Origin of the sequence: Mycobacterium sp. pR1184, from assembly GCF_041287235.1 — a bacterium.
Lineage (GTDB): Bacteria > Actinomycetota > Actinomycetes > Mycobacteriales > Mycobacteriaceae > Mycobacterium.
The window spans coordinates 283,300-309,680 of the sequence record NZ_JBGGKR010000007.1 but is presented as its reverse complement, the minus strand read 5'-3'; the positions used below and the strand labels follow the sequence as shown (position 1 = coordinate 309,680).

Sequence of the window (26,381 nt, the reverse complement as noted above, 5' to 3'; positions counted from 1 at the left end):
AATCTCGATGAGGCCCTATTACGTCACTACTGCGATCGCGTATCCGAACGGCGCGCCGCACGTGGGTCATGCCTACGAATACATCGCGACCGACGCGATCGCGCGCTTCAAGCGGCTCGACGGTTTCGACGTGCGGTTCCTGACCGGGACCGACGAGCACGGCCAGAAAGTTGCCGAGACCGCGGCCGCCGCGGGAGTACCGACCGCCGAGTTGGCGCGGCGCAATTCCGATGTGTTCCAACGCATGCAGGAAGCCCTGAACATCTCGTTCGACCGCTTCATCCGGACCACCGACGCCGACCATCACGAGGCGTCCCAGGAGATCTGGCGGCGCATGCAGGCCGCCGGTGACATCTATCTGGCGACCTATTCCGGCTGGTACTCGGTGCGCGACGAGCGCTACTTCAGCGACTCGGAAACCGAGGTCGTCGACGGCACCCGCATCGCCATCGAGACCGGCGCGCCGGTGACCTGGAGCGAGAAGGAGCAGACGTTCTTCTTCCGGCTCTCGGCCTACGCCGACAAGCTGCTGGCCCACTACGCCGCCAATCCCGACTTCATCGGACCCGAGGTGCGGCGCAACGAGGTCGTCAGCTTCGTCTCGGGCGGGCTGACCGATTTCTCGATCTCGCGAACCACCTTCGACTGGGGCGTGCAGGTGCCCGAGCACCCCGACCACGTCATGTACGTCTGGGTCGACGCGCTGACCAACTACCTGACCGGCGCGGGATTCCCCGACACCGACTCGCCAGTGTTCCGCCGCTACTGGCCCGCGGATTTGCACATGATCGGCAAGGACATCATCCGGTTTCACGCGGTCTACTGGCCGGCGTTTCTGATGTCGGCCGGAATCGAGCTGCCGAAAAGGGTTTTCGCGCACGGATTCTTGCACCACCGCGGCGAGAAGATGAGCAAATCGGTGGGCAACACCATCGACCCGGTGGCACTGGCGGATGCGTTCGGCGTGGACCAGCTGCGCTACTTCCTGCTGCGCGAGGTGCCATTCGGCCAGGACGGCAGCTACAGCGAAGAGGCCATCATCAACCGGATCAACACCGATCTGGCCAACGAGTTGGGGAACCTGGCGCAGCGGTCGTTGTCGATGATCGCCAAGAACCTCGACGGTGTGATGCCCGAACCCGGTGCGTTCACCGCCGCCGACTCCGACCTGCTCGCGACGGCCGACGCGTTATTGGAGCGGGTGCGCGCGAACTTCGACGAGCAGGCCATGCACTTGGCGCTCGAGGCGATCTGGCTGATGCTGGGCGAGGCCAACAGATACTTTTCGGCCGAGCAGCCATGGGTGTTGCGCAAGAGCGAATCCGAGGCGGACCAGGTGCGCTTTCGGACCGTGCTCTACGTCACCTGCGAGGCGGTGCGGATCGCGGCACTGCTGGTCGCGCCGGTGATGCCGGAGTCGGCCGGCAAGCTGCTGGATCTACTCGGGCAGGCTGACGGCCAGCGGACGTTTGCCGCGATCGGCGCGCGGCTAACCCCTGGCTCGGTATTACCGGCGCCGACCGGCGTATTCCCTCGATACCAGCCGGCTTCCGAAGACGGGTAAAGATGGCAGCAAACCGCCGTCAGGGCACGCGACAGGAAATATGTGCAGCATGAGCTCTGGCATAGACCATAATCGCTCTGTGGAGCGACGACAGAATCGGCACCAGCACAATCAATCGCCGATGACCACCTTGAAGCAGCTGCCTGCCCTGGTGGTGCTGGAGCGGATTCCGGTCCCGGTGCTGGCGGTCGGCGACGACGGGGCGATCTTGTTCACCAATACCGCATTTGCGGAAATGGTGGGCTACGAACCCGAAGAGGTGCTGGCGCTGCGCTTCGGCGAGGTTTTCCACCGGGCTCCCGACTCGGAATCCTCGCTGCTGTCTGTCGTCCACGCCCTGGCGAATGAGGTCGTCGAGTTGGCACACAAGGACGGCTCGGTCGTGCGCGCGCTGATGAGCAAATCAGTGGGAATGCGCGCCGACGACCGGTTCGCCCTGGCGACCTTCCAGGATCTGACCGAGCAGCTGTGGGACGACGAGCGCTGACGTCCCGTTGAGCCCTTGAGCCCGCCGATCAGCGCCGGGCTCGCAGCACGATCACTCCGGCCCCGACGACAGTCACCGCAAGCCAGGCGCCGCCCACCCACCAGAGCCACCCCAGGTCGGAGTGGTCCTCGGGTGCGTTGACCGGCCCCGCCGTCGGCGAGTGTTCGACGGTCACCGGGTCCTGTCCGGCCACGGCCACCACCGCGACACCCTTGAGCCGCTGCCAGCGCTTGTTGTTGTCACCGCCCAGCCACCGGATCAGCTCGTCGACCTGAGCCGACGTGCCGTTGGACGTCGCGACCAGCAGTGACCGGCCATGATTGAAAACCGTTTGGAGAGAACCGAATTTCATCACCGGATCCAGCGCGAGCGTGGTCGGTTTGCCGTCGGCGGTGTAGGCGTTGACGGTGATCGGCCCGCTGGGTCCGGCCGACACCGGCAGCACGACGTTGGAGTGATTCCACCCGTCGGCCGAGATCAGGATCGCGGGATTCGACGAATCGATGGCTTGCTGCACGCTCGTCACATGGGTGTAGATCGGCGTCGAACTGATCCGCTGCAGACCCACCACGAGGCTGACGGCGCGCAGGGTGTCGGGCAGCGAGTGGGCCTCGATACCCACCTGGACCCGGGGCATCAGCGCCTGGGGCAGCGACTGGAAACCGTCGGGTACCGGCGGTGCGGCCGGCTTGCTCTCAATAGTGGTGTCGCCGTTGATGTTCAGCGTCAGTAGCTGGTTCCCGGGTCCGGCGGTGTAGAAGTCCCCGCAGTGTCCGACGTTGCTCGCCACATCGAGCACGACGTCAAGGCTGGTGTAGCGCTGCAGCAGCCGATCGGGCACATCCACCCAGCGGTCGATGGTGCCGTGGCCGTCGGTCGGGAAGTGGTCGATGGTCTCCGGGCCGATGTTGACCGTGACCTGACCGCCGATATTGGACGGGGTCGGGGTGTAGGAGCCTTGCAGATGCACGCGCACGTTGCGAATGGATCTGCCGAACCGGGTCTGATCCAATCCGATCGAGACCCGCGGCTGCAGTGAGGTGGCGTTGGCGACGACCTGCCCGAGTTCGCGCATGGTCGTGCTGTCGCCGGGCTGTTGCGCGGTGGGCTTGAGCTGATCGACGACGGCCTTGGACGAAACCGCCAGCTGCGACAGGTCATTGAACAGCACGGCCGTGTCGGATTCGTCGGCTTCCCCCAGCGGTCCCGACATCAGGAGGTACGTCGCCGCGCCGGAGCCTTGCAGGGCCAGGCCGTTGTCCGACCCCTCTTTGACGACGATCTGGCGTTCCAACGATTGCGGCGGCGTCGGTGGCGCAACTTGGCCTTCCGGCAACGGGACGACGGCGATCTCGGGGTTCTGCCTGCCATAACGCGAGGCGGCCGAGGCGGCCAGCTGGATCGCCGTGTCGGACTCCGAGGACGACGGCGATTGCGGCAGGTAGATGCTCAGCTTCTTCAACACCGGCGGCAAGAAGTGCGCCACCGTGGTGGGCGGCTGTTCGACGCCGGTGTAGCTGATCGACGGACTGGACAGGCGCAGCGGGCTTTCCGGGTACAGGCAGACCCCGTCTTGGGGCACCAGGTAGGTCCGCAAAGTGATCGTCAGCCAGTTGTCGACCACTTCCGCGCCGGCCAGCGGGATGACCAGCGGCGAATTGTCCGCGGCGGGCAGGTTCAGCCGCGCCAGGGTGCGCTGGTCCTGGCTCACGGTGAGCGTGCCCGTCCGCAGATTGATCGGCAGCTCGACGGTGGTGTTCAGCGCGGTCGGCGTGAGCCCGCGCAGTACCGGCACGGTCAGCACTTGCGTGCTGGTCAGACCCCAGAACTCCAGGTTGGGGGCAGACCCGAGGTCGGCCAGCGACAGGGTCAGCGAGTCCGTCGTCGTACCCGCATCCGAGGGCGCGGCACCCGCGGGCGGGGCGCTCAAGACCAGGAACCCGATCACACCGGCCAGAGCAGCAAGCCTGGCTACATACTTCTGGTACACCACCGGAACAGTATGCATTCTTTCGGTACGTTGTCGAAACGGCACGCAATCGAAGTGGCGGGCCGCGGCCCGCGGTGGGCATTCGCCCAGGTTCACCCGATTTCCGAAACTGCGGCGCTGTCGCGCCGCATCGCAGCGGGCCGGGCATGGCGCATGGCCTCGCGGGAAAGGAACTGACGGAAGTACGCCAGCGACGCTTCCGAGACGATGCCGGGGAGCAGGAGTTCCCACACCCGGGCCAAGCGTTCGAGGTCACCGGTGCCGCCTCTGTCTTTATCCAGGCCGGCTATCGCGTCGGCCACCGCCCGGGCGCCGAACATGGCGCCCACGATGGCCTCGCTGACCCATTCGGGATTGAGGTCTTGGCGCAGGTCGCCTTCGGCGATCGCCCTCCTGGCCTCGCCGGCCAGCAGCTCTACCATGCCCGCGCAGAAGTGCCCAGCCGCTTGGTTGAAACCGCGCAACGTGCAGGTCAGCTGCTCGGCGGCGCGGGCGGTCTCGTCCGAACTCAGCATCCCGACGATCGTGAACGTGCCATGCAGCAGGTTTTCCAGCCCCGGTGACGCCTTCCCGCACACGTTCCGGAACGCGTTGAGCAGCGTGTCGGCGCCCTCCTCGATGATCGCCGACGCGAGGGACTCTTTGGAATCAAAGTGGTGGTAGAGGGCGCCTTTGGTCATCCCGGTGCGCTCGATGATGGTGCCCCAACCGGCGGCCGAATAGCCGACCTCGCCGAACACTTCGATGGCGGCGGTAAGGATCTTTCGCCGGGTGACCTCAGACCGGACCTGGCGCGCCATTACCCCTGCTCCTCCGGAGTTTCATCGAGCGCGCAGATAACGGTGATCACGTCTCACATTGCGCTGCAACAGAATCAAGATTAACAGCAGTCGCAAATCGGGCCGGGATGTTCGCCCTGGTTACGGCGAATCGCCGGTGGTCGACGAGGGCTCGGCGGGAGTCGAACTGGTGTGGACCGCCAAGCGCGGCACGTCGCCGCAGGAATTGCCGGAAGTACTCGTCCCGGTCGGGTTGCAGGATCCCGCCCAACAGCAGGCCCCAGCACCTTTCCAGGTCGAGCAGGAACCGCTCGGGATCGTCCAGATTGCTGGTCTTGCGCAGGCCCATGTGCAGGGACACCATCATGCGTCCCACGTCCAGCGGGTCGCACCGTTCGTCGACGTCGCCCTCGGCGATGGCCTGTTGCACGACGTCACCCAGGGCTTTTACCCACTGATCCAGCAGCTTCTCCTGTAGGCCTTCCGAACGCCCGACCGACTCGATCAGGTTCAGTCCCGCCCTGACCTGGTCGGTCTTGATGTCCTGAATGGCGATCAGGTACGAGAAGTCGATCAGCGTCTCGAGGCCCGAAAGACCCCGCGTCACCAGGTCTTGGACGGCCAGGGCGCCCGCTTCGGTCTGCCGGTCGATGATCGCGACCGCCAAGGCGTGCTTCGACCGGAAGTGGAAGTACATCGCACCCTTGGTCAGTTCGGCCTCGGCAAGGATGTCGTCGAGCCCGACCTCGTGGTAGGCACGCCGCGCGAACTGGTGCGATGCGGCGCGCAGGATGTGTCGGCGGGTCGCGTCGGCCCGTCCGTCGGTTGAATGGCTGGTCATCGAAGCGGACAACTCGGCTCTCCGGTACCGGGGGATCGCCGATCGGTCAGCGGCGCCGACCCGGCGCCGAAGCGGAATCCTGTTCTGTCCGCAAGCCTTCCCGCTGCGAGGCCCTGACCTGGGGTGATCGCCTTCATAACGTTGATGCCTTCCTCGAGCAGGGCGCGCACCTCGGCTCTTCAGCGGTTCGCGCAAACCCGCACCGCGATTCTCGGGACGACATTTGAACTGACTCTGAGGTTAGCAGCACGGTCCCGGAATTAACGGCTGTGTTCACGACACCCCCGATACTTGTAGTCAGCATCACTGCCAGAAACGTTGACTATTAGTATGTTTTTTGGGTTATTATCAACTCGCCAGTTTGTTAGAGCAAATCTCTCGGGGATGGAAAACATGTCGTTCGTCGTCACTCAGTCGACCAGCCAGGCCGCAGCGGCCCGCTCGGCTCGCTGACCAGGGATTCAGACAATGGACTTTGGCGCTTTGCCCCCGGAGATCAACTCCGCGCGGATGTACGCCGGCCCCGGCCCCAGTTCGATGGCCATGGCCGCGGTCGCCTGGGCCAACCTGGCCACCGAGCTGCATTCGGCGGCGAGCTCATACCGGACGCTGATTAGTGGACTGACCACCGGACGGTGGCTGGGCCCCACCTCGCTGACCATGGCCTCGGCCTTCGGTCCGTATGTCGCATGGATGTCGGGCGCGGCCGCGCGGGCAGAGGAGGCAGCCAGCCACGCCACGCTCGCCGTCGAAATCTATGAAGCCGCCTTCGCGATGACTGTCCCGCCTCCGGTGGTGACGGCCAACCGGGTTCAGCTCGCCACGCTGATGTCCACCAACTTCTTCGGCCAGAACTCGGCCGCGATCGCCGCCAACGAAGCCGAATACGGCGAGATGTGGGCGCAGGACGCCGCGGCGATGTACCAGTACGCCGGAAACTCGGTGGCCGTCTGCGACGTCTCCCAGTTCAACCTTCCGCCGAAGGTCACCGATGACGCCGGGTTGGTCGCCCAGAGCAACGCCGTCAGCCAGGCCACGGTCTCCACCGGATTGCAGCACGCGGATCTGGCGAACCTGGTTTCGCAGGTGCCCACCACGATGCAGTCGCTGACCACGCCCGGCACCAGCACGGTGTCGACGGGCACCAGCACCGCCGTTTCGGACACGCTGACCAACCTCGCGTCCCAGGTACCCAGCTGGCTGCCGAACTACCTCAACGCGGGCGCCACCCCGCTGTACGGGATGTCCTCCGTGCTGTCGATGGCCCAGACCGCGCAGGGTATGGCCCGGACCGCCGCGGAAGGCGCCGCGGCCGCCGCACAAGGTGCGGCGTCGGGTGCGGCAAGCGCGGCATCGGCGCTGCCGAACATCGGATCGAGCGTAATCGGCAGCCTCGGCACGGCGGCCCACCTGGGCCCGATGTCGGTGCCCACGGCCTGGACCAGCGTGATCCCGCAAACCCCGATGGCGGCCGCCGCGCTGCCGAACATCGCCCTGAACGGCAGCTCAATGCCGAACATGCTGGGCGGGCTGCCCATGGCGCGTGGCACCGCGCCGCGCACACCGCCGGTTCCTCGCTACGGGCTCATCCCCACCGCCATGGCTCGCCCGTTCGCCGCTGGATAAGGACATGCCTTCGATGAATACCTGGTACGGAAGGAGCGGTAGGTGAAGTACACGCCCACGAAGGTCGCCGGCGTGACCATCGTCGACATCGAACCGCAGCGGGACCACCGCGGCTTTTCGTCGCGCTTGTTCAGCGCCAAGGAATTCGATCGTTACGGCCTGACGTTCAAAGTCACCGAGACGGACGTGTTCTTCAACTACACCCGCGGCACGGTGCGGGGTCTGCACTTTCAGGTTCCACCGTTCGTCGAGTCCCGGTTGTTGCGCTGCACCCGCGGTGCGATTGCCGCCGCCGTCGTCGACATCCGGCCCGATTCACAGACTTTTGGCGACCACATGATGGTCGAGCTCAACGCCGACAATCACCGGGCGCTGTTCCTGCCGCCCTTCGTCGCCTACGGCTTTCAGACGCTGACCGCCAACACCGAGGTCCACTTCCAGATCAGCGGTCACCGTGAGCGGGCCGACGAGCAGGGATTGCGTTGGAACGACGCGGAATTCGGAATCGAATGGCCGCTGCCGGTCACCGTCATCTCCGAGGAGGACGCCAGCTGGCCGGCGTACGCGCCGCGGCCGCTGCCGATTGTGAGCGCCGCATCATGCTGAGGGGCGCCGCCACCGCGCCGGCTCTTCAGGTGATCTACCCGTCATGTGCGACCTGAGGACGCCGAGCCATGATCATGCCGATGTCTCCGGCACCGTCCGCGACTGCGTTCCGCCCCAACCAGCCACCGTATAAGCGAAGGCCAACAGGGATGATTTCGTTGCCGGGCGGTCGACTTCCTGGTTCCGCGCTGGCCACCCAGTCGGTGCCGGTGCCCGACACCAAGGCCGTGCGGCGCTGGCAAGACGTGTACGCGGGGCGGCTGCGCGCCAGCGACACGCTGATCGTCTCGGGATCGGTGATGCTCGCCCAACTCGTCCGATTCGGGGAGTCGCCGGCTCGGACCTCGGCCTACTCGGGCCCGGTCATGACGCTGTTCTCGATTCTCTTCGCGGCGCTGTGGCTGTCGGCGCTGGCGGTGTTCCAGACTCGGTCCCCGCGCATCATCGGGTCGGGCATCGACGAGTACCGCCGGATCGGCAGCGCGTCGTTCTGGACGTTCGGCATCATCGCGATGGTGACCCTGCTCGCCAAGGTCGACCTGGCCCGCGGTTACCTCGCGATCGCGCTGCCCGCCGGTACCTTCGGACTGCTGGCCAGCCGCAGCCTGTGGCGCCAGCACCTGGGCGGTAAGCGGGCCCGCGGCCAATGCCAGACCAAGGTCCTCGCGGTCGGTGACCGCCAGGCCGTCGCGCACCTCGCGCACGAGCTGGCCCGCGACCCCCGGGCGGGCTGCGTCGTGGTCGGGGTCTGCATTCCCGGATACGGCCCGTCGCGCGGCAACACCCTGGTGGTCGAGGGCCGCGAGGTCCCGATCCTGGGCGACGAAAGCCACGCTGTAGAGGCGATCGACAAGTGCGGCGCCGACACCGTCGCGGTCACGCGGACCGAGCACTTCGGGGTTCGCGGGATCCGAGAACTGATGTGGCAGTTGGAGACCAAGGACGTCGACCTGGTCGTCTCACCCGGCGTGATGGACGTCGCCGAAGCGCGACTGACCCTGCAGCTGACCGCCGGGTTGCCGCTGCTGCACGTCGAGAAGCCGCAATACGAAGGCACCCAGCGCTTTCAGAAGCAGGCCTTCGACTTCTGTTTCTCCCTGGCCGCGCTGATCGCGACGGCACCGGTGCTGATCGCCGCGGCGATCGCGGTCAAGCTGACCAGTAAGGGCCCCGTCTTCTACCCATCCGAGCGCATCGGCATGGACGGACAACCGTTCACGATGCTGAAGTTCCGCACGATGACCGACGGCGCCGACCAGCAGCTCGACCAGCTGCTGGCGCACAACGAAAGCGCCGGCGGCATGCTGTTCAAGATGCGCCGCGACCCGCGCGTCACGCCGGTCGGCCGGATCCTGCGCCGCTTCAGCATCGACGAGCTGCCGCAGTTCATCAATGTGATCAAGGGCGACATGAGTGTCGTCGGACCGCGGCCGCCGCTGCGCCGGGAAGTCGAGAACTACGACGGTGACGTCGCGCGCCGGTTGCTGGTGAAGCCGGGCGTCAGCGGATTGTGGCAGGTAAGTGGTCGCTCAGAACTTTCCTGGGAGCAATCGGTCCGATTGGATCTGTCCTACGTCGACAACTGGTCGATGGCGGGCGACCTGATGATCATTGCCAAGACCGTCAAGGCCGTCCTGACAAGTCACGGCGCATACTAGGGAGTCATGACTGAGCCGACGGCACCCGGTGCGGTCGTACCGTCAGTCCCGCTGCGGCGGATGGCTCACGCGTTCTCCATCCAGCTGATCTGCCGCGCGCTGGGGATGATGGCCTCGGTGGTGTCGGTGGCCATGACCGCCCGCTACCTGGGTCCCGGGCGGTACGGTCTGCTGTCCATCGCGATGCTGTTCATCGCCATGTGGACCAGCCTGGCCGACCTCGGCATCGCCACCGTGATCGTGCGGCGGGTGACCTCCGGCCACGGCGACCTCGAGCGCCTGGTCCGCGTCAACAGCGGTATGGCCCTGGTCTACTGCGTTCCGCTGGCGCTGCTGGCGGCCGGGTCGGGCTTGCTGATCTATCACGACTCCGATGTGCAGGTGATGCTCATCGTGCTGTCCGGGGCGCTGCTGATGCAGACCATGGTGACGCGGTTCGAGCCGGTGTTCCTTGCCACCGTGCGGTTCTCCGCCGTGGCGATCTCCGACGTCGTCGGGCGCCTCGGCGCGCTGGCGATGGTCGCCATCCTGGTGGCGCAGCGCGCCGACGTCATCTGGTTCGCTGTCGCACAACTCATTCCGCCCGCCGCGGCGCTGCTGATCCAGGGGGCCGCCGTGATGCGGCACATCTCGGTGCGGCCGGTCTTCGCGCCACGCGAGGCCACCGACCTGTTGCGGGAAAGCCTGCCGCTGATCGGATTCCTCGTCGTCGGGTTGCTGTACTGCCGCGCCGACGGCGTGATCCTGTCGCTGTTGAGCACCCACTCCGAGGTCGGTGTGTACGGGTTGGCGTTCACGATCGCATTCAACACGATCGTGGTGTCGCTGATCTTCCTCAAGTCGACGCTGTCGACGGCCACCGAGCTGTTCGCGCGGGACGTCGTCGCGTTCGCCGGCTTTCTGCGCCGCAGCGTCGAGCTGATGTACTTCGTCGCGGTGCCGGTCGCGGTGATCGGCGCGTTGCTGGCCGGTCCGTTGATCGGGCTGTTCGGCGACAAGGCGTTCGTCGCCCGCGGAACCCCGACCCTGGCATTGCTATTCGTCGCTGCGGCACTGCGATTCGTCAGCGGCACCCTCGGCCAGGGTTTGGTTGCCAGCCATCATCAGCGGATCTTGTTCTGGTTGACGATCGCCACCCTGGTGCTCAACGTCGCGCTCAACCTCTGGCTGGCCGGGCGCTACGGTGCGGTCGGGCCCGGTGTCGCGCTGGTGTGCACGGAGTTCTTCAACATGGTGATCAGCAGCTGGTGGCTGCGCCGGCATTGCGGCTACCGCACACCGATGGTCTTCCTGCTGCGGGTGCTGGTGCCGACGGGCGCCAGTGTCGTTGTCACACTGCTACTTTCGGGCTATCACGTGGTTGTCGTCCTGGCAGTCGCCGCCTTCGTCTACCTGGCCACCAGCGCGGCCGTCGGTCCGCTGCGCTGGTCGGACCTGAGCTCGCTGCGGCGGAGTCAGCTCGCGGCATGAAGCATGAGTTGGATCGGTCCTATCTGAAGCAACCGGTCGGCGACTCGGCCGCGTTGCCGTCGACGCGGTCACTTGCGGTGCTGATCGTCGCGCACGACTCTGATGACGCGCTGCAGCGCTGCCTGGCCGGCGTCGCCGAGCACCTACCCGAGCTGCCGGTCTACGTCTATACCTGCACGCCCGGCGAGCTGGCCACCCGGTACCCGACGGTGCACTGGGTGGCCGGGTCGGCCAATACCGGTGTCGCGGCGGCATATAACGCGCTGGTGCAGCATGCACCAGCCGACGCCGATCTGCTCTTGCTGCGTGCCGGCGCCCGGCTGCTGGGGCCCTTGACGCATACCCGAGAGTTGCTGCGCCGGCCGAAAGTCGCGGCGGTCGCGCCGATGGCGCAGGACCCGGCGGACGACCGCAAGCCCTGGGACGTCGCGACCCGGCGCCACACCGTCGCGAGGGCGCTGATGGCCGAAGCCGGTTACTCCGACTCGCTGCGCGGCACGCCGATCTCACCGCGCTATGCCCGACAACCGCTCGAATCACACAGTCTTGACGGCGATTTGGACGGCACCTGTCTGGCGATCAACCGCGCGGCGTGGAACACCATCGGCGGCTTCGACGAAGAGTTCTTCGGCTACGGCGAGACGGCCGACTGGCAGGCGCGCGCCCGCGCGGCGGGCTGGCGGTTGGTGCTGGCCGACGAACTCGGTGTCGATCGGGGCGCCCCGGCGGCCGGCAGGGGCGTCCAGCGCCGCCGCGAGCTGGAGTTGGCGCGCACCAACACCGCGCTACTGCTCGAGCACCAGAAGAGCGTTCATCACGCGGATCTGTATCTGGCCGCCACCACGCTGCTGCAGCGTGTTCAGCGGTCCAGGCGTGAGGTGCCCGTCGCCCGCCGCACCGACCTGCCGTCGATCGTGATCTCCAGCAACCGTCTGGTTTACGGCGGTGCTGAGCGCCAAAAGGCTTTGTTGGCAACTGAATTGGACCGGCGCGGCTACTCGGTCACGATCGTCTGCGTGCAGCGGTTCGGCCCGTTGATCGCCGAGATCCCGCCTACCGTGCGGGTGGTGCGCCAGCCCTGGTGGGCGCCGGCGATCGACGTGCCCGAGGGGCCGACCGTGCTGATCACGGCCGACACCAACACCGAGGCGGGCTTTGCGACGTTGTGGCGGGCGGCCGGCAAGGGCCGGCGCTGGCTGGTGGCACCGCATGTTCCTCCCGAGCAGGACCGGCCCATCTATTCCCGGCCGCTGACCATCGCCATGCGCCGGGCAGACGGCTTCATCGTTCTGGCACAACGGCACTGGGACATGCTGACCGCACAGCACAGGCTCTGGGGCCGGCGCTTCGTCGCCCCCAACGGGGTGGTCCGGGCCGGCGATCGGTTGCCACCGACCCGGACCAGGACCGCCGGCGAACCGTTGCACCTGGTGATGTTGTCGCGCATCCTCGAACACAAAAACCCACACCTACTGGTCGAGGCGCTCGCCGGACTGGCCGACATGCCTTGGCAGTTATCGATTTTCGGTGACGGTCCGGACCGGGAGAGACTGCAGGCACGTACGCCGGCGGAACTGCGCGACCGGGTGCACTGGCGCGGCTGGGTCCCCGGCCCCGAGACGGCGCTGGCCGATGCGGATCTGCTGTGTGTCCCCAGCCGCTCCGAGGCTTTCCCGCTGGTGATTCTCGAGGCGATGGCCCGGTCGATACCGGTTGCGGCGTCGGCGATTTGCGCCGTGCCGGAGATGCTGGATTTCGGAAAGGCGGGGTTCCTCGTCGACCCGGTGTCGGTGTCGGGATGGCGAGAGCGCTTGGCGGACATCCTCGCGGAGCCCGACGAACTGCCGTCGATCGGGCGGCGCGGCTTCGAGCGCATGCACCAGCATTACACGGTGGAGGCGATGACCGACGCCTATGTCGAGGCGATCAACGCGGTACTATGAATCCGGTTGTGCCGCTTAGGATTTACTGCTCGCGAGGGCCCAGTATCTTTTCGATCGTGCGCAGCGATGTCTGGTGCTGCGAGTACCGCCCCGAATACAGGAAGTACCGGGGCTCGACGTAGAGCTCGCCGATGTCGGTCGGCACGTCCGCAAAGTGCTGCGACACAGCGTTGTCGACGAAAAAGGCATTGGTACCCGAATGGGAGTTGCAGCACACCAGCCGGTAGTCGAAGCGCGCGAACAGGGCGACGAAGCTACTCAGCGACGCTCCGAAATAGTCGTCGGACTGCCATTGGTGGTCGGGGTCGTAGCTGATCTGAAATTTCACCGGCGGCGGGAACTTGGCGTTGTACTCGACGATGAAAAGCTTCGGGCGCATCCCGTCTGCCAACAGCCTTTCGACCAGGTAGATGTCGTTGCCGTCCAAATCCAGCGAGACGACGTCGACCACGCTGGCACCGATTCGGCGCAGGCATGTCGCGCTCAGCGCCAGGATGTTCTCCGCGGTGATCCAGGCCTTCTCGTAAGTGAAGTGCGGACCGTCCCGGTAGGTGACCGCAAGTTCCTGTCCCCCGACCCAGAAGCCCTTCCAGCCCAGGGCGGCAAGAATCAGCGTGTTGTTTTCCGTCCCGTCGCCGACGCCGAATTCGGCGAATACCCCGTCCTCGAGGTGGCCGATGCGGCGCAGGATCTCCAGCGTGATGCCGTCCTCGTCCGTCGACGAAAAACACTTCTTGCCCGCGCGGTTCAGCGGATTCGGATGGTTCGCCTTCAGCGACTGAGAATGGTCGAACAGGATCAGATCCTTGAGCTGATCCCGCGTTTGGGTGCCGAGGATGCGCCGGATCTTTTCCTTGAGCGTCTCTTTGGGCATTTGGTCACTAAAGCTACCATCCCCAGACCGCGGAATTTGCGTATCGCGGTGGACAACTCCGCACGTGGGAGTTCTTGTAGCCCCGGCGATTTCCCCCGTACCGCCGCGCGTGGCGGATCGCCCCGGGCGTAGGGTTGCTCACCGCGCGGAATGTGCCGTAGGTTTGCCACTGTCCTCCCCGGTTGGCTGATATCGCGAGGATGCTCAGGAGGAAATTGAGACCGTGCGGTGCCGCATCTGCAGTTCGGCCACCACGCCGGCGTTCAATCACGAGGTGCTCTGCAAATACGATTGCAAGTACTACTTCTGCGATAACTGCGGTGTGCTGGCCACCGAAGAGCCCTATTGGCTCGACGAGGCGTATGCCAGCCCGATGGCGGCGGCGGACACCACGATGCTGTGGCGCAACCAATACCTGGCGCGGGTCATGTCCGTGTTGCTGTATTTCCTCTTCGATCCGCGCGGCCGGTTTCTCGACGCGGCCGGGGGCTACGGCGTCTTCACCCGCCTGATGCGCGACATCGGCTTCGACTACTACTGGACCGACAAGTACTCCCCCAACCTGACCGCGCAGGGCTTCGAGGCAAAGGCGGGTCCGGGCGCGCCGTATACCGTCGTCACCGCCTTCGAGGTGATGGAGCATCTCGCCGACCCGGTCGCATTCGTGGCCGAGCTGCTCGACACCACCGGCACCGACACGATCGTCTTCACGACGGAGCTTTTCGACGGCGGTCCCCCTGACACCGAGGAATGGATGTACTACGCCTTTGCCACCGGGCAGCACATCACCTTCTACCAGAAGCGGACCCTGGAACTGATCGGGCAGCGCTTCGGCATGCGGTTCCACACCTCCAAGACCCGGTGGTGGGCAATCGGCGGCATGGGTCTGCACATCTGGACACGGGCCAAGATCAATCCCCTTGTCTGGCGGTTGCTCGCCTCACCACATGTGACGAACCTGCTTGCGGCGGTGCCCCGGCGATCGCTGGAAACCAAGATGTGGACCGACGCCGACATCTTCCTACAGGCCGACGGAGGGCAGTGAATTCACCTCGGGTGCTTTGGCTTTCGCCGTGGACGCGGCCGGCGGTGCGCGTGCAGTCCGAGGCGCTGATCCGCCATGGCGCCGATGTGCTGCTGGTGACCTCTGACAAACACCCGGAGTCCGACGCCGCTCGCGACTACGAGTTGGTGCTCGATCCGCGGTTCAAGACCGCGTCGACCTGGGTGCCGACCTTCAACGCCTGGCGCCAGATCCGCAAGTTCGCTCCCGACGTGGTGATCGCCGAGATCGTCCGCGACCCACGCTGGATCGCGCTGGCCGGGCTGGCGCCGCGCATCCAGGTGGTGCATGACGACCGCCCGCACGACCCCGACGAACAGACGCCGGCCTACGAGCGTGCGGTGTTCGACCGCTGGGGCGCCCGGTCGGCGGCCACCATCACCTATAGCCGATACGTCGCGGCCGGGGTGGCCGGGCGCCGCGACGTCGCGGGCACACCGGTGCACGTCGTGCCGCTTGCCAGCGATGTCGACCTATCCCGCATCCCGCCGTTCGTGGGCGCGCAGGGACGCCGTGACTTCGTCCTGTTCGGCCGGCTCAACCCGTACAAAAACGTCGACGTCGTGCTGGAGGCCTGGCAGCGACACGTCACCGGCGACGGCTGGCGCGGCGACAACCTGGTGCTGATCGGCGACGGCCCGCTGGATGCCGCCGCCTTGCCCAAACACACGGTGTGGCGCAACGGCAGCTACCGCTACGCCGATGTCATCCCCGCGTTGTCGACCGCCAAGGGCTCGATCTCGCACTACCGGCGGGCATCACAAAGCGGGGTGCAGGTGCTCTCGATGCAGCTGGGCGTCATGCCGATCGTGTCCACCGCGGGCGGGCTGCCCGAATACCAGCCGCCGGGTTGCCCGCCGATCGGTATCGACGACGTCGCCGGGCTGGCCGCCGCGTTCGACCTGCTGGCCGACTCCTCCGTCGCGGCCCAACTCGGGGCCGCGGCGGCGCGCCACTACGCACAGCATTGCGCCGTCGACATCGTCGCGGACCGCTTCCTCGAAGTCATCGACGAGGTGCTGGCCCGCCGGCGCTGACGTCTCAGGCGGTCCGGGAATCCGAAGGCCGGCACTGGGCCCTCGCGACATGGTCGGCAAGACGCACTCCCAGCGCGATGCCGAGCAGCGTGGGGTTGGCCTGGCTCGACGTGGGCAGTACCGACGTGCTCGCGATGTACAACCCGCGCACCCCGTGCACCTGAAGGTTCGGGTCCACCACGCCGTCCTCGGGGGCCACCGACATCCGGGTGGTACCCACCTGATGGAAACCGCCCATCTCGCTCAGGTACTCGCGCACCAGGCCCTCGACGTCCTCGCTGAGCCATTCCACCGATCCGGCACCGTGGCGGCGCAGGTGTTCGTCGATCAGGCCGATGGCCTTGCGCACGCTGACCAAATCGTCTTCGGAGAAGTGCATATGAGTGCGAATCCTGCGCATTCCCAACGCATCTCGTTCATCGGTCAGCTCGACGCGACTCTCCCAATGCGGAAGATGCTCGCCGTGGTAGTGCAGCGCATAGGTGTTGTCGGCGCTCTTGACGAAAAACCCCGGCGCCTTGCGGCCCCTGCGCAGGAACCTGGCGTAGGAGAACGTGATCGCGAAGCGGATCGACGGAAACAGGTCGCGCACGATATTGCGCAGATGCGCGAGCACCCGGGGCGAGCCGGCCCGCTTGGTGTGTGCCTCGCGGATCGCCGCGGCCAGCAGGAAACGGCCGAACGGTGAGATCAGCGTCAGGTAGACGCCCGACAGAATCCCGCTGCCGTGACTCGGGTCGCTGATCGCCGGATTCACCAGCCACACAGCGGCATTCGGCATCCCGGCGTCGCGCAGCAGCTGCGGGTCGAAGGTGAAGCGGCGGCGAAGGTACACGCCGTCGCGGTCCCGTTCGTAGGCGTGAATGACCTTGTCGGTGTTGAAATGCACGCGCGCGACCCGGGCCTCGACGTGGGACATGTACCAGCGCCCGAGGTGGCCGCCGGCATTTCCCAGACCGGCGGGATGACGGCGATCCGACACCATCAACAGCCGGGTTGCCTCCAGACCACCGGTCGCGATGATGTAGTCCCGCGCGACGACCCTGCCCTGCCGGCCGGCCAGTGTCTTGACCACGAGGTGGTCGACGGCGTCGCCGGCCTCGGTCGTCACGATCTCGGTGCAGGTGAGCCCGGTCCACAGCGTCAAAGTGGGGGCGTCGCGCAACGCGCTGCGATATTCGCGGCCGAACCGCGTCGGCAAGGCCCAGCGTTCCAGATCGGTGGTGCGCACCGCGCCGTCCGGAAGCCCAACGACCAGACTGTTATTCGCGATCTCGGGGATCTCGCGCGCATTGAATTTCGCCTGACCGCACCCCGCCCAATCGCAGGCTCGTTGCCGGTAGGCAGCGATGTCGTCGTCGCCGATCGGCCAGGGCGCCTGCGCGGTGATCGGCCGGTCCTCGAAATCGATCGGGTCGAACTTGACGCACCGCCCGCCCCACAGCGCCGTGGTTCCGCCGACCTGTCGCCGGACCGTCAGCTCGCTGCGCGCATGGAAGTAGTCGTCCTGGTGCGAGTCGAGCGTGGCCAGGTCCTGTGCCGCTTCGTCGGGTCGCTCGAGGCCGCTTTCGATCAACGCCACCCGCACGCCGGCCCCGGCGAGTTCCAGCGCCGTGGCGATGCCTACCGCGCCGGCCCCGACGACCACGACGTCGGTCTCGATCGTCGTGGCGGCGGCGAACTCCTCCGGGGCGCGGATCACGCGACCGCACCTTCCCGGAACTGCGCGACGAGGCCGAGGAACCGCGTCAGGGTCTCCGTGTCCAGCGGCGACGAGACGGCGCTCGCCGCTTCGGCGATTCGGTGCGGCTTGGTGGTGCTGTAGAGAATCGCGGGCGATCCGGTCGCCGCGGCCGACGACCCGATGATCAGCTTCGGCAGCACGCCGGGAGCCAGCGGATCGAGTTGCAGGGCCTCGCGCCACTGTGCGGCCAGCCGCTGGTCGGCCGACAGCGCGCCGGACAGCGTCGTGTACGGCCTGTTCAGCACGCCGAACGCGAGGTCGGCAGGGCGCGGCGCGGGATTGAGCAGATCGCTGCGGAATTGGCTGACGCCCTCGGGCGCGAACGCCGCCGCGAAATCCACCTCGAGCCCTTCGTCCTGGGAGACGCCCCAGGCGCGAATCTTGCCCTGCTGCTTGGCATTCGCGAAGAACTCACGCAGTTCGCCGTCGCGCACCGTGTCGCCGGGCTTGGGCGCGTGCAGCAAGAGGATGTCGACGTAGTCGACGCCCAACGCGGCAAGGCTCGCGTCGAGGCTGCGCGCCGCGATCGCCGCGTCATACTCCCGGACAGTGGTGTCGGGTCCCTGGCGTCGCTTGACGGCGCGGCGCAGCGCCGGCGCCTTGCGCAGCAGCGCCCGCGCCGGGGCTTGAAACCGGGCGAGTCGCCGTGCCGCGCCGCCGACATCGATGCCGAACTTGGTGGCAATGGTGACGGCGTCGCGACCGACCGTGCGCACGAACGCCCCCAGTTCCGCTTCGGCCATTCCGAGGCCATACATCCGCGCGGTGTCGAAGTGGGTGATCCCGTTGTCCACCGCGCTGCCGAGGACGGCCATCCGCTCCTTGCGCGACGGCGACTGCATCAATCCGCCGCAGCCGAAACCGACCGCACTCACGGCGAGCTGCGGTCCCTGCAGTTCAACTCGCTTCAATCGCACAGCCCCCGTAGATCCGGCGAAGTTCGGCGTCGATGATTTGGGGGCTACGCGTCGCCGCGATGTGCTGCTGGCCGCGCAGCCCATCGCGCTCGGCCAAACCCGGATTGCGCAGATAGCGGCCTATCGCGGCGGCCAGCGCGGGCACATCACCAACCGGCACGAGCATACCCGGGTCCGATGCGATCTCCGCTGTTCCGCCCACCGGGGTGGCCACGAATGGCCGCGCGCCGGCGAGGGCCTCGGTGAGGATCATCGGCATTCCTTCGGCGTAGGACGGCAGGACGACCACGCGAACCGTCCGGAGCAGATCGCGGATCTCGTCGGGGTGTACCGGACCTTCCACCGACATGCGCTCGGTGGGCGGCGGGGTGTAGTCGTCGATGCGCCCGACGATCCGAAGCTGCCCTTCGATGCCCTGGTCGAGCAGCAGCCGCCAGGCGGCGACCAGGTCGTCGACACCTTTGCGGCGACCGATGGTCCCGGCGAACAGCGCCACGGGTGGCGTCAAGCTCGCCGGTGGCGCATCTCGATCGATCGGGATCGGGTTGGCGACCACGGAGGTATGCACCGACGGCGCCACCGCTGCAACGGCGGCACGAGCTTGCTCCGACAACAGGATCACGTGGTCGGCACATTTCAGCGTGGCTCCCACGAACCGGGGTCGCGACGTCGCGAACTCGTGAAAATCGGAGCCGTGGATGGTGACGATGATCCGGAAACCGCGCGCTCGCGCGAGCCGGATCAGCGGTCCCTCGCGCAGCCACGCGCCGCCGTTGGAGATGTGGAAGTGCACGATGGCCGGACGAGCGGTGCGGGCGAGCGCCGCGCCCGCGCGCGCGGTGAGCAGGAAGCTCTTCGCGTGGTTGCCGCCGTCCCAGGTGGACAGCACGCGGATGTCGTCGGCGCCGATCTGGTTGTCGCGAATGACCCGGATGACGGACTGGGTGCCGCCGAAGCTGTACATGTCGGGGCCAACGTGGGTAACGGCTAACACCCGGCTAGGTCCCCCAGCAAACTGGCCACCAGGTCAAGATAAACCAGGTCAGCGCTGGTCTGGGTAACGCTTTGAAAAATTTCAGCTGGGCGCGGCGGCCAGCTCCGGAATCTCGTCGACGGTGTCGCGGCCGGCTTCGCGCTCCCGACGGTCCAGCCCAGCAAATCCCATCGTCGCTCCGAGAGCCAGACCCAGCGCCAACGCGTCCATTGGCATCTCGGGCAACGGCCAGACCGCGGAAATCGCCAGCAGGCTGGTGCTGACCGCCGCGCTGATCTTGGCCGGCGCCGACGCGCGTCGGGCCGCCTTGACAATGGGGGTCGCGGCGAACCACGCGAACACCGCCACACCCACCGCCCCGGCCTTGGCCAACCACCACTGGTAGAAGAGGTGCGAGTAGGTGGGGCCCAGCTTCCAGGAGAAGGCATCCGGGTCGTTCCCGGTCGGCAGCTGATAGGCGTAGCCGAGGCCGTGGCCGAAGATCGGCGCCTCGGCGATCGCGGTGTTGAGCCGGGCGTTTTCCTGCAGCCGGTCCAGCGTCGACTGGTCGACGGCCAGCGCGCTCGTCGAAATACCGCCCAGCACCCGTTGGCCGAACGCGGTGAACTGGTCGCTCAGCCACGCCCCGGCCTGCGAATGCTGCAGCAAGAACAGCGATCCGGGCACCGTGACCGCCAGAGCCGCCAAGCTGACCAACACGACCGTGCCCAGCCGGCGCAGCGCCGGCAATCCGAAGCTGGACAGCAGGGCCACCAGCGCGGCGACCACCATGGCGATCAGCGTGTTCCGGGAGAAGGACAGCAGCGAGATGATCAGCGCGGGCGGACCCAGCGCGTAGAACATCGTGGGCTTCACCCGGCCCACGATCGCGGCGGCGACCAGCGCGGACAGCACGGCGGTGGCCGGTGTCTGAGTGGACAGCACGATGCGCAGTGCCTGGCCGGCACCCGTCGCCTCTTCCAGGCTCTCCGCCCGGCCGGCCAACCGGACGGCATGCAACGAACTGACGATCGCCATGGCCGCCGAAAACCAGAGAATCACGATCATGACGCGGACCAGCCACTCCGCGTGACGGCCCCAGACGACCAGCATCCCCAGCACGAACCCGGCCACCATTTCGAGCAGCGTCGTCGATTCACGGGCCACCATCAGGTCGTCATGCCCGGCCCAGAATCCGTAGAACGTGTAGAGCAGCACGGTCATCGCGAACACCCCCGGCAGGAGGTAATCGGAGAACCGGGGTCTGACCTTGGGAAGCAGATACAAGATCGAGAGCAGGGCGGTGATCTGGTAGGCGTAGATCGCGACCGGGCCGATGACCTTTCCGACGTGCAGGCCTTCCGGCAGCGCCGCGAACGCCCCGAAGAACGTGACCGCGACCATGCCTTCGGGCTTCACCCAGTACACGACCAGGCAGAACAGGGCAGCGATCAAGAGCACGCCCTCGGTGGTCCGCCGTACCGAGAACACGCCGAACAGGAAGCATCCCAGCAGGAACACCGTCAGCGCAGCGGCAGCCACCACCAGGCGGTCGCGGCTGCGCAGGTAGGGAATCACGCCGACCCGCTGATCTTTCCTCGATACGCGCGGGCCGCGGCCCTGCTGTGCACCGACGGCTTGGCGTCGGTCAGCACGGTTCCGACGATGTTCGCGCCGGCGGTACGCAGCGCGGCCAGGGCGTCGGTGAGTTCGTCGACGGTGGTGCGATTCGCGCGCACGACCAGCACCGTGGCCTGCACCGCGCCGGCCAGCAGGCCGGAATCGGCCGTCGCCAGCACCGGTGGGCCGTCCACCACGGTCTGGCCGAACCGCGACGACAGGTTCGCCAGCACGTTGTCGATCACGTTCGGGGTGAACGCGCTGGCGGGCACTCCCTCGCCGCGCCGGCCGGACCGGGCCGCGAGCAGGAACAACCTGGAAATCGGGGTCGCGCGTACGGCCTGCACGGCGATGCTGGGGTCGGCCAGCGCATGCGCCAGTCCCTCGCCCGATTCGACGCTGAGCAGACCGGCGATCACCGGCCGCCGGGTGTCGCCCTCGACGAGCAGTACGTCTTGACCGAGTTCGGTGAAGGCCCGCGCCAGATTCAGCACCGTCGTCGTGGTTCCCTCACCGCCGAACGGTGCCGCCACCAACACCCGGCTGGCATCGGGCCCCATCGCCCGGCTCAGCCGGGTGCGCAGACCGCGCACCGCGTCGTCGAATGCGATGTCGGTGCCGAATTTCGGTGCGGTGCCCCGCTTTCCGGGCAGCTCCCCTAACGTCGGCAAGCCGGACAGCTCTTCCAGCTTCTCGCGGGTGCGCACGGTGCGGTCGGTCGCCTCCCGGGTCAGCGCCACCGCGATGCTCAGCAGCAGACCGGCGATCAGACCCATCGCCACGTTGCGTACCGGCGACGGGGCGATCGCGTGGGTGGGCACCCGGGGCGCCTCCACCACTCGGGCCCTGGCTACCGGCAACGGCTTGGCCGTCGGCTGGCCGGGCACCTCGGACGGCGGAGGTGTGTCACCGGTGTCGGGTCGTGGGGCGGTGCTGCTCTGTGGCGCGCCGTTGGTCGAGTGCGCGGTCACACCGAGCGTCGGGACCATCGTCGCGAACTGGTCGGCCATCGCCCCGGCCAGCGCCGCGGCGCGCGTCGGATCGGTGTCCTTGACCGAGATCGTGAACAGCATCGACTTCGCGGTGTACTTCACCTGCGTCTGGCTCACCAGGGCATCGGGACTCATCGGGACCTGTAGCTGGCTGATCGCGCGCTCGGCCACCGTGCGCCCGCCGGCGATCTGGGCGTACGACGACAGCCGCTCCTGCGCGGTCAGCGTGCCGTTGTACAGCTCGGTCAGGTCGGTGGCCCCGGAGAACGAGATCAGGATCGTGGCCGACGACTGATAGTGCTTGGTCTGCAACGCCGTAACCACCACCGCGCCGAGCACACACGCCAGGAACGCGCCCGCTGCCAGCTTCCAGTGCGCCGCGATAATCCGGACAAAAGTACGGAAATCCATCCAACGAATACCCTTCTAGTAGCTCAGCGGGGCTAGAGCATCCATTCGGTCTCCTAAACCGCCGCTGCGCAAACCCAACGCTCATTATGCAGCATGGTCAAATCGAGATCCGATCGTCCGCCCAGGCAGTGGCGGACTTTTGCGTGGTTTGCCGAGGCACCCTACGCGCCATTTACTGCCGGGGCGTGGAAGTGACCACCTCGCGCGGTATGTCGATGGTCGCCAGGGGGTACCACCCGGTGCCGTCTCGCCCGTCGCGGGCCAGCCGCATCGGCGGATAGTTCACCACGTGCGACGCGTCGGGTTTGTGCTGTTGCCAGGTGGCCGCCGCCTGCAGGGTGTAGTTGCCGGGTGGCAAGCTGCCGATATCGACGGTCACGGTTTCGTCCCCCGACGCCGGCGCGGGCTCGTTACCGGAGTTGTCCCCGCGCACCAGGGTCTTCAGATTCACGGTCGATTGCATCTCGCGGACCACCGCCCCGCTGAAATCCACCAGCCGGTAGCCGGGGACCCATTTCTCGGAAGCGCCCGCCGAACCGTAGTTGGTCCAGGTGACGCCGAGCGTCGCTTCCCCGTCATGCGACGCTTGCGAGCCTTTGCGCGCCTCGACCGAATATCGGTAGCCGGCGACAACGTTGGCCTTCGACCACAGCAGGAACAGCGCCGGATCCATCGGCGAGGTCGCGTTGACCGCCGGGAAGTTGAAGCTCGACGTCATCGACACGTGGTACTTGACGACGTCGCGTAGCCCCTTCTCGTAGTAGCTGTTCGGGTCGGTCCCGTCGGGCAGCTGGCACCACTCGGTGATCACCAGTCCCGACGCGAGCCGATCCTTGATCTGCTTGACGAGCGGATCGTTGAGCTGCACGTAGTGCGAGCCGGCGGACTCGGCCCACACCGGCAGCGGTGCGTAGACGCCGAGGCAATCCGACCGGATACCCACCGGCGCCGACAACGCTTTGGTGACCCAGTCGGCGAACAGCTGTCGCACGATGTCCACGTTCATCGGGGTCACCACCAACTGGGTGTGGGGGAACGCGTTGACGTTCGCCGCCACGAGCTTGGCGATCGACGCGCTGGTGATGTTCTGGTCCCGAAACTGGCTGTAATAGCCCAGCTTCGCCACACTCTCGTCCGGCGACGGGCCCGGCGCGTTCAGCTTGTCGCGCAAGTAGGCGATGTGGTTTTCGCTGAAGTCGCCGTAGCCGGAAAACTCGAAGACGCTCAGCCGCTCGTCGCGGTCATAGCGGCGGCCCAGCGCCGCCAGCAGCTGACCGAACGCGTCCAGGTAGCGCTGGTCATTCCAGTTGGGCACCACCTGCGTCACCCCGGGGGTCCACCAGTACTTGGGCGGCGAGGGATAGTCGGTGGCCACCGGCCGCATCCAGTCGGGGATGGCGATGCTGGTGTTGGACGGATAGACGGTGTCGCAGCACGAGCTGTAGGCGACGATCCGGATCGTCAGCCGCATGTTGCGGCCGGCCAGCTTCGTCAACGCGTCGTCGATCGCGCTGAAGTCGAATTTGACGTCGTCGGGAGCATCGGGCGGCAGCGTGCTCGGATCGACGGGCTGCAACTGCCGCCAGGTGAAACGCATGCTCGCGTCGTACGACGCCGGCCACGACCCGTACCGGCGCTGCGCGGGATTCGCCTGGGGGAACAGCGGCATCAGCAGGTCCTCGTACTGGCCGCGCAACGGGTTCGGCACCTCCTGCACCCCGAGCGGAATGGCCGGGCTGGCGATCACGCTCAGCGGCTCAGGATCGGTCGTCTTGCTACACCCGCTCAAAACCAGCGCCGCGCACACCGCAACGGCCACCGTGCATTTGCCCAGTCTTCGGATCACGTAGCGATGCTAATTTGCGCCCTGCGACAAGGCCTCACGATCGGCCAGGAATGGCATCGGCATCCAGCGCGCCGAGAACAATGCCTCCATCGCATCGCCGGGGACGGGTCTGGACAGCAGGAACCCTTGCGCGCGGTGACACCCGTGCTGCATCAAAGTCAGTGCGGCAGCAGGGGTCTCGACTCCCTCGGCGACGACTTGCAGACCGAATGCCTCGGCGAGCCCGATGATGGCGCGGACGATGGCCAGATCGCCGGCGTTGGTCCCCAGGTCGCGCACGAACCCGGCGTCGATCTTGAGCATGTCGACCGGCAGCTGCTTGAGGTGTGACAGCACCGCATAGCCGGTACCGAAGTCGTCGATCGCCAGCTGCACCCCGACCTCTTTGAGCTCCGCGAGGGTATTGAAGGTCGCTTCGATGTCATGCACGACGGCACGCTCGGTGATCTCCAGGCACAACGATCCGGCATCGATGCCGAACTCGTCGATCGTCTCGGCGACGCTGCGCACGAAGCCGCGGGTGATCAGCTGCATGGGCGACACATTGATCCGCAGGGTGGCGTCCAGCCCCACCCCCTTGGCGCGCCACCGGCCGAATTCGGCGCACGCGGTTCGCAGCACCCAGCGGCCCAGCTCACCGGCCAGGTTGGTCGATTCGGCGACGCCGATGAACGAGTCCGGCAGCAGCATCCCCCAGATCGGGTGCCGCCAGCGGACCAGCGCCTCGGCGGCCACCACCGCGCCGGTCCACAAGTCGACCTCGGGCAGGTAGTGCAGCAGTAGCGCTTCGCTGCCGATATCCCCCTGCAGGTGCAGCTCGATGTCGTTGCGAAAGGCGCTTTTGAGTGACATGTCGTCGGTGAACACCGCGATCTGGTTGCCGCCGGCGCGCTTGGCGGTCAGCACGGCCTCGTCGGCACGGCGCAGCAGCGCGGTGCAGTTGTCACGTTCCGGCATGCCGACGGCGAGCCCGATGCTGACGGTGCGGCTGATCATGTGGCCGCCGATCGCGAGTCGCTCGCACAGCATCTTCGACAGCCGGCGCGCGAACGACTCCGCGGTCTCCGGTGACATCGACTGCTCGGGCACGACGACGAACTCGTCGCCACCGAGCCGGGCGATCATGGCCTGGGCGCCGGCACAGACCTGGATGCGTTGCGCGAAGACTCTGATGAACCAGTCACCGGCGGTGTGGCCCAGGTAGTCGTTGATCGGCTTCAGCCGATCGAGGTCGAGATACAGCACCGCGACGGGCCCCGGCTTTCCGGCGGCAAGCCGTTCGGACAAGTGCGCGACCAGCGCCCGGCGGTTGTACAGGCCGGTCAGATCGTCGTGCTCGGCCAGATAGCGAAGCTTCTCCTCGGCGGCAAGGCGCGCTTGCAGCTGCGCGAATAAGGCGGCGACCGCCTCGAGTGTGTTGATCTCGGTTTGCTTCCACTTGCGGTCGCCGAACCTGACGAAACCGAGCACGCCGGTCGTCACCTCGCCCGACACCAGCGGCGCGGCCGCCACCGAGGGCTCGCCGGGTTGCTTGGGCCGCGCCAGCCAGTGCCACCGCGAACGCCGACCGCGCGATATCACCACCGGCTTCCTGCCCTGCTCGCACTCGGCGAGCAGGGGCTCGGCGTTGCTGTAGGGGACCGCGGCCGTCGCACCCTCGGCGCGCGGCGGGAATTCCGCGACCAGCACCGAGGCGCGCGACAACTCGTCACGGTGCCGCAGGAAACCGGCGTCCAGGCTGAATTGCTCGACCAGCCGCGCGAGGACTTTTTGGCTCACCTCGGTCGCCGTGGCCGCCGTGGCCTCCATCAGCGCAGTGGCGACGGAGGCTACGACCAAGTCCAGGCTGCGCGGCATGGAGACCTCCGATATGGGGCGCTTGTCCCGACCGAGCGGCCAGATTTGAGCAGGTCACGGAAGATATTAGTTAGGCAACCGTA

Annotated in this window: 19 protein-coding genes and 1 pseudogene; 9 read left to right on the top strand and 11 right to left on the bottom strand. The window is 66.9% G+C overall.

From position 1 onward, the window contains the following. Nucleotides 1-7: 7 nt before the first annotated feature. Nucleotides 8-1,564, top strand: coding sequence for a methionine--tRNA ligase (metG, locus tag ACAG21_RS15270; protein WP_370496946.1), 1,557 nt, complete (start codon nucleotides 8-10; stop codon nucleotides 1,562-1,564). A gap of 121 nt (nucleotides 1,565-1,685) precedes the next feature. Continuing rightward, a complete protein-coding gene (locus ACAG21_RS15265) occupies nucleotides 1,686-2,051 on the top strand; it encodes a PAS domain S-box protein (protein WP_096289849.1) in 366 nt (121 codons plus the stop codon). Between the two features lie 28 nt (nucleotides 2,052-2,079). Here the strand turns inward: ACAG21_RS15265 and ACAG21_RS15260 are convergent, their stop codons facing one another. From ACAG21_RS15260 to ACAG21_RS15250, 3 genes and pseudogenes are all read right to left on the bottom strand, one after another. Beyond that, nucleotides 2,080-4,059, bottom strand: coding sequence for a hypothetical protein (locus ACAG21_RS15260; protein WP_370496944.1), 1,980 nt, complete (start codon nucleotides 4,057-4,059; stop codon nucleotides 2,080-2,082). A 74-nt stretch (nucleotides 4,060-4,133) separates the two neighbouring features. Next, complete coding sequence (locus tag ACAG21_RS15255) at nucleotides 4,134-4,841, bottom strand: TetR family transcriptional regulator (RefSeq protein WP_370496943.1); 708 nt, start codon at nucleotides 4,839-4,841, stop codon at nucleotides 4,134-4,136. A gap of 120 nt (nucleotides 4,842-4,961) precedes the next feature. After that, nucleotides 4,962-5,661: pseudogene (locus ACAG21_RS15250) on the bottom strand (TetR family transcriptional regulator). Nucleotides 5,662-6,129: 468 nt separating this feature from the next. Here ACAG21_RS15250 and ACAG21_RS15245 point away from each other — a divergent pair. The 5 genes from ACAG21_RS15245 (at nucleotide 6,130) to ACAG21_RS15225 (ending at nucleotide 12,964) form a co-directional block, all read left to right on the top strand. Next, nucleotides 6,130-7,287, top strand: coding sequence for a PPE family protein (locus tag ACAG21_RS15245; protein ID WP_370496942.1), 1,158 nt, complete (start codon nucleotides 6,130-6,132; stop codon nucleotides 7,285-7,287). Nucleotides 7,288-7,329: 42 nt separating this feature from the next. Further along, nucleotides 7,330-7,893 carry a dTDP-4-dehydrorhamnose 3,5-epimerase family protein gene (locus tag ACAG21_RS15240; protein ID WP_370496941.1) on the top strand — a complete coding sequence of 188 codons (564 nt, stop codon included), beginning with the start codon at nucleotides 7,330-7,332 and terminating at the stop codon, nucleotides 7,891-7,893. Nucleotides 7,894-8,042: 149 nt separating this feature from the next. Next, on the top strand, nucleotides 8,043-9,551 hold the full coding sequence (locus ACAG21_RS15235; RefSeq protein ID WP_370496940.1) for a sugar transferase: 1,509 nt from the start codon (nucleotides 8,043-8,045) through the stop codon (nucleotides 9,549-9,551). Between the two features lie 6 nt (nucleotides 9,552-9,557). Continuing rightward, a complete protein-coding gene (locus ACAG21_RS15230; RefSeq protein WP_370496939.1) occupies nucleotides 9,558-11,021 on the top strand; it encodes a flippase in 1,464 nt (487 codons plus the stop codon). Continuing rightward, nucleotides 11,018-12,964 (top strand): glycosyltransferase, encoded by a 1,947-nt coding sequence (locus ACAG21_RS15225; protein WP_370496938.1) that lies wholly within the window; start codon nucleotides 11,018-11,020, stop codon nucleotides 12,962-12,964. The genes ACAG21_RS15230 and ACAG21_RS15225 overlap by 4 nt, the downstream gene beginning before the upstream one ends. 22 nt (nucleotides 12,965-12,986) lie before the next feature. Here ACAG21_RS15225 and ACAG21_RS15220 read toward each other — a convergent pair whose 3' ends face one another. Further along, nucleotides 12,987-13,838 carry a hypothetical protein gene (locus tag ACAG21_RS15220; RefSeq protein WP_370496936.1) on the bottom strand — a complete coding sequence of 284 codons (852 nt, stop codon included), beginning with the start codon at nucleotides 13,836-13,838 and terminating at the stop codon, nucleotides 12,987-12,989. Nucleotides 13,839-14,061: 223 nt separating this feature from the next. Between ACAG21_RS15220 and ACAG21_RS15215 the strand changes: the two genes are divergently transcribed. Both ACAG21_RS15215 and ACAG21_RS15210 read left to right on the top strand, forming a co-directional pair. Continuing rightward, a complete protein-coding gene (locus ACAG21_RS15215) occupies nucleotides 14,062-14,883 on the top strand; it encodes a class I SAM-dependent methyltransferase (protein ID WP_370496935.1) in 822 nt (273 codons plus the stop codon). 11 nt (nucleotides 14,884-14,894) lie between these two features. Next, a complete protein-coding gene (locus ACAG21_RS15210; protein WP_370496997.1) occupies nucleotides 14,895-15,938 on the top strand; it encodes a glycosyltransferase in 1,044 nt (347 codons plus the stop codon). Nucleotides 15,939-15,942: 4 nt separating this feature from the next. Here the strand turns inward: ACAG21_RS15210 and ACAG21_RS15205 are convergent, their stop codons facing one another. From ACAG21_RS15205 to ACAG21_RS15175, 7 genes are all read right to left on the bottom strand, one after another. Beyond that, nucleotides 15,943-17,640 (bottom strand): GMC family oxidoreductase, encoded by a 1,698-nt coding sequence (locus tag ACAG21_RS15205; protein ID WP_370496934.1) that lies wholly within the window; start codon nucleotides 17,638-17,640, stop codon nucleotides 15,943-15,945. After that, on the bottom strand, nucleotides 17,637-18,593 hold the full coding sequence (locus tag ACAG21_RS15200; RefSeq protein ID WP_370496933.1) for an aldo/keto reductase: 957 nt from the start codon (nucleotides 18,591-18,593) through the stop codon (nucleotides 17,637-17,639). Before ACAG21_RS15200 ends, ACAG21_RS15205 begins: the two co-directional genes overlap by 4 nt. Further along, nucleotides 18,580-19,593, bottom strand: a complete 1,014-nt coding sequence (locus tag ACAG21_RS15195; protein ID WP_370496932.1) for a glycosyltransferase family 4 protein — start codon at nucleotides 19,591-19,593, stop codon at nucleotides 18,580-18,582. Before ACAG21_RS15195 ends, ACAG21_RS15200 begins: the two co-directional genes overlap by 14 nt. A gap of 81 nt (nucleotides 19,594-19,674) precedes the next feature. Continuing rightward, nucleotides 19,675-21,150, bottom strand: coding sequence for an O-antigen ligase family protein (locus ACAG21_RS15190; protein ID WP_370496931.1), 1,476 nt, complete (start codon nucleotides 21,148-21,150; stop codon nucleotides 19,675-19,677). Continuing rightward, the gene (locus ACAG21_RS15185; protein WP_370496929.1) at nucleotides 21,147-22,595 is read right to left on the bottom strand and encodes a Wzz/FepE/Etk N-terminal domain-containing protein; all 1,449 of its coding nucleotides are present in this window, start codon (nucleotides 22,593-22,595) and stop codon (nucleotides 21,147-21,149) included. Before ACAG21_RS15185 ends, ACAG21_RS15190 begins: the two co-directional genes overlap by 4 nt. A gap of 172 nt (nucleotides 22,596-22,767) precedes the next feature. After that, nucleotides 22,768-24,441 (bottom strand): hypothetical protein, encoded by a 1,674-nt coding sequence (locus tag ACAG21_RS15180; protein WP_370496928.1) that lies wholly within the window; start codon nucleotides 24,439-24,441, stop codon nucleotides 22,768-22,770. A 9-nt stretch (nucleotides 24,442-24,450) separates the two neighbouring features. Continuing rightward, complete coding sequence (locus ACAG21_RS15175) at nucleotides 24,451-26,298, bottom strand: putative bifunctional diguanylate cyclase/phosphodiesterase (protein ID WP_370496927.1); 1,848 nt, start codon at nucleotides 26,296-26,298, stop codon at nucleotides 24,451-24,453. Nucleotides 26,299-26,381: the final 83 nt, after the last annotated feature.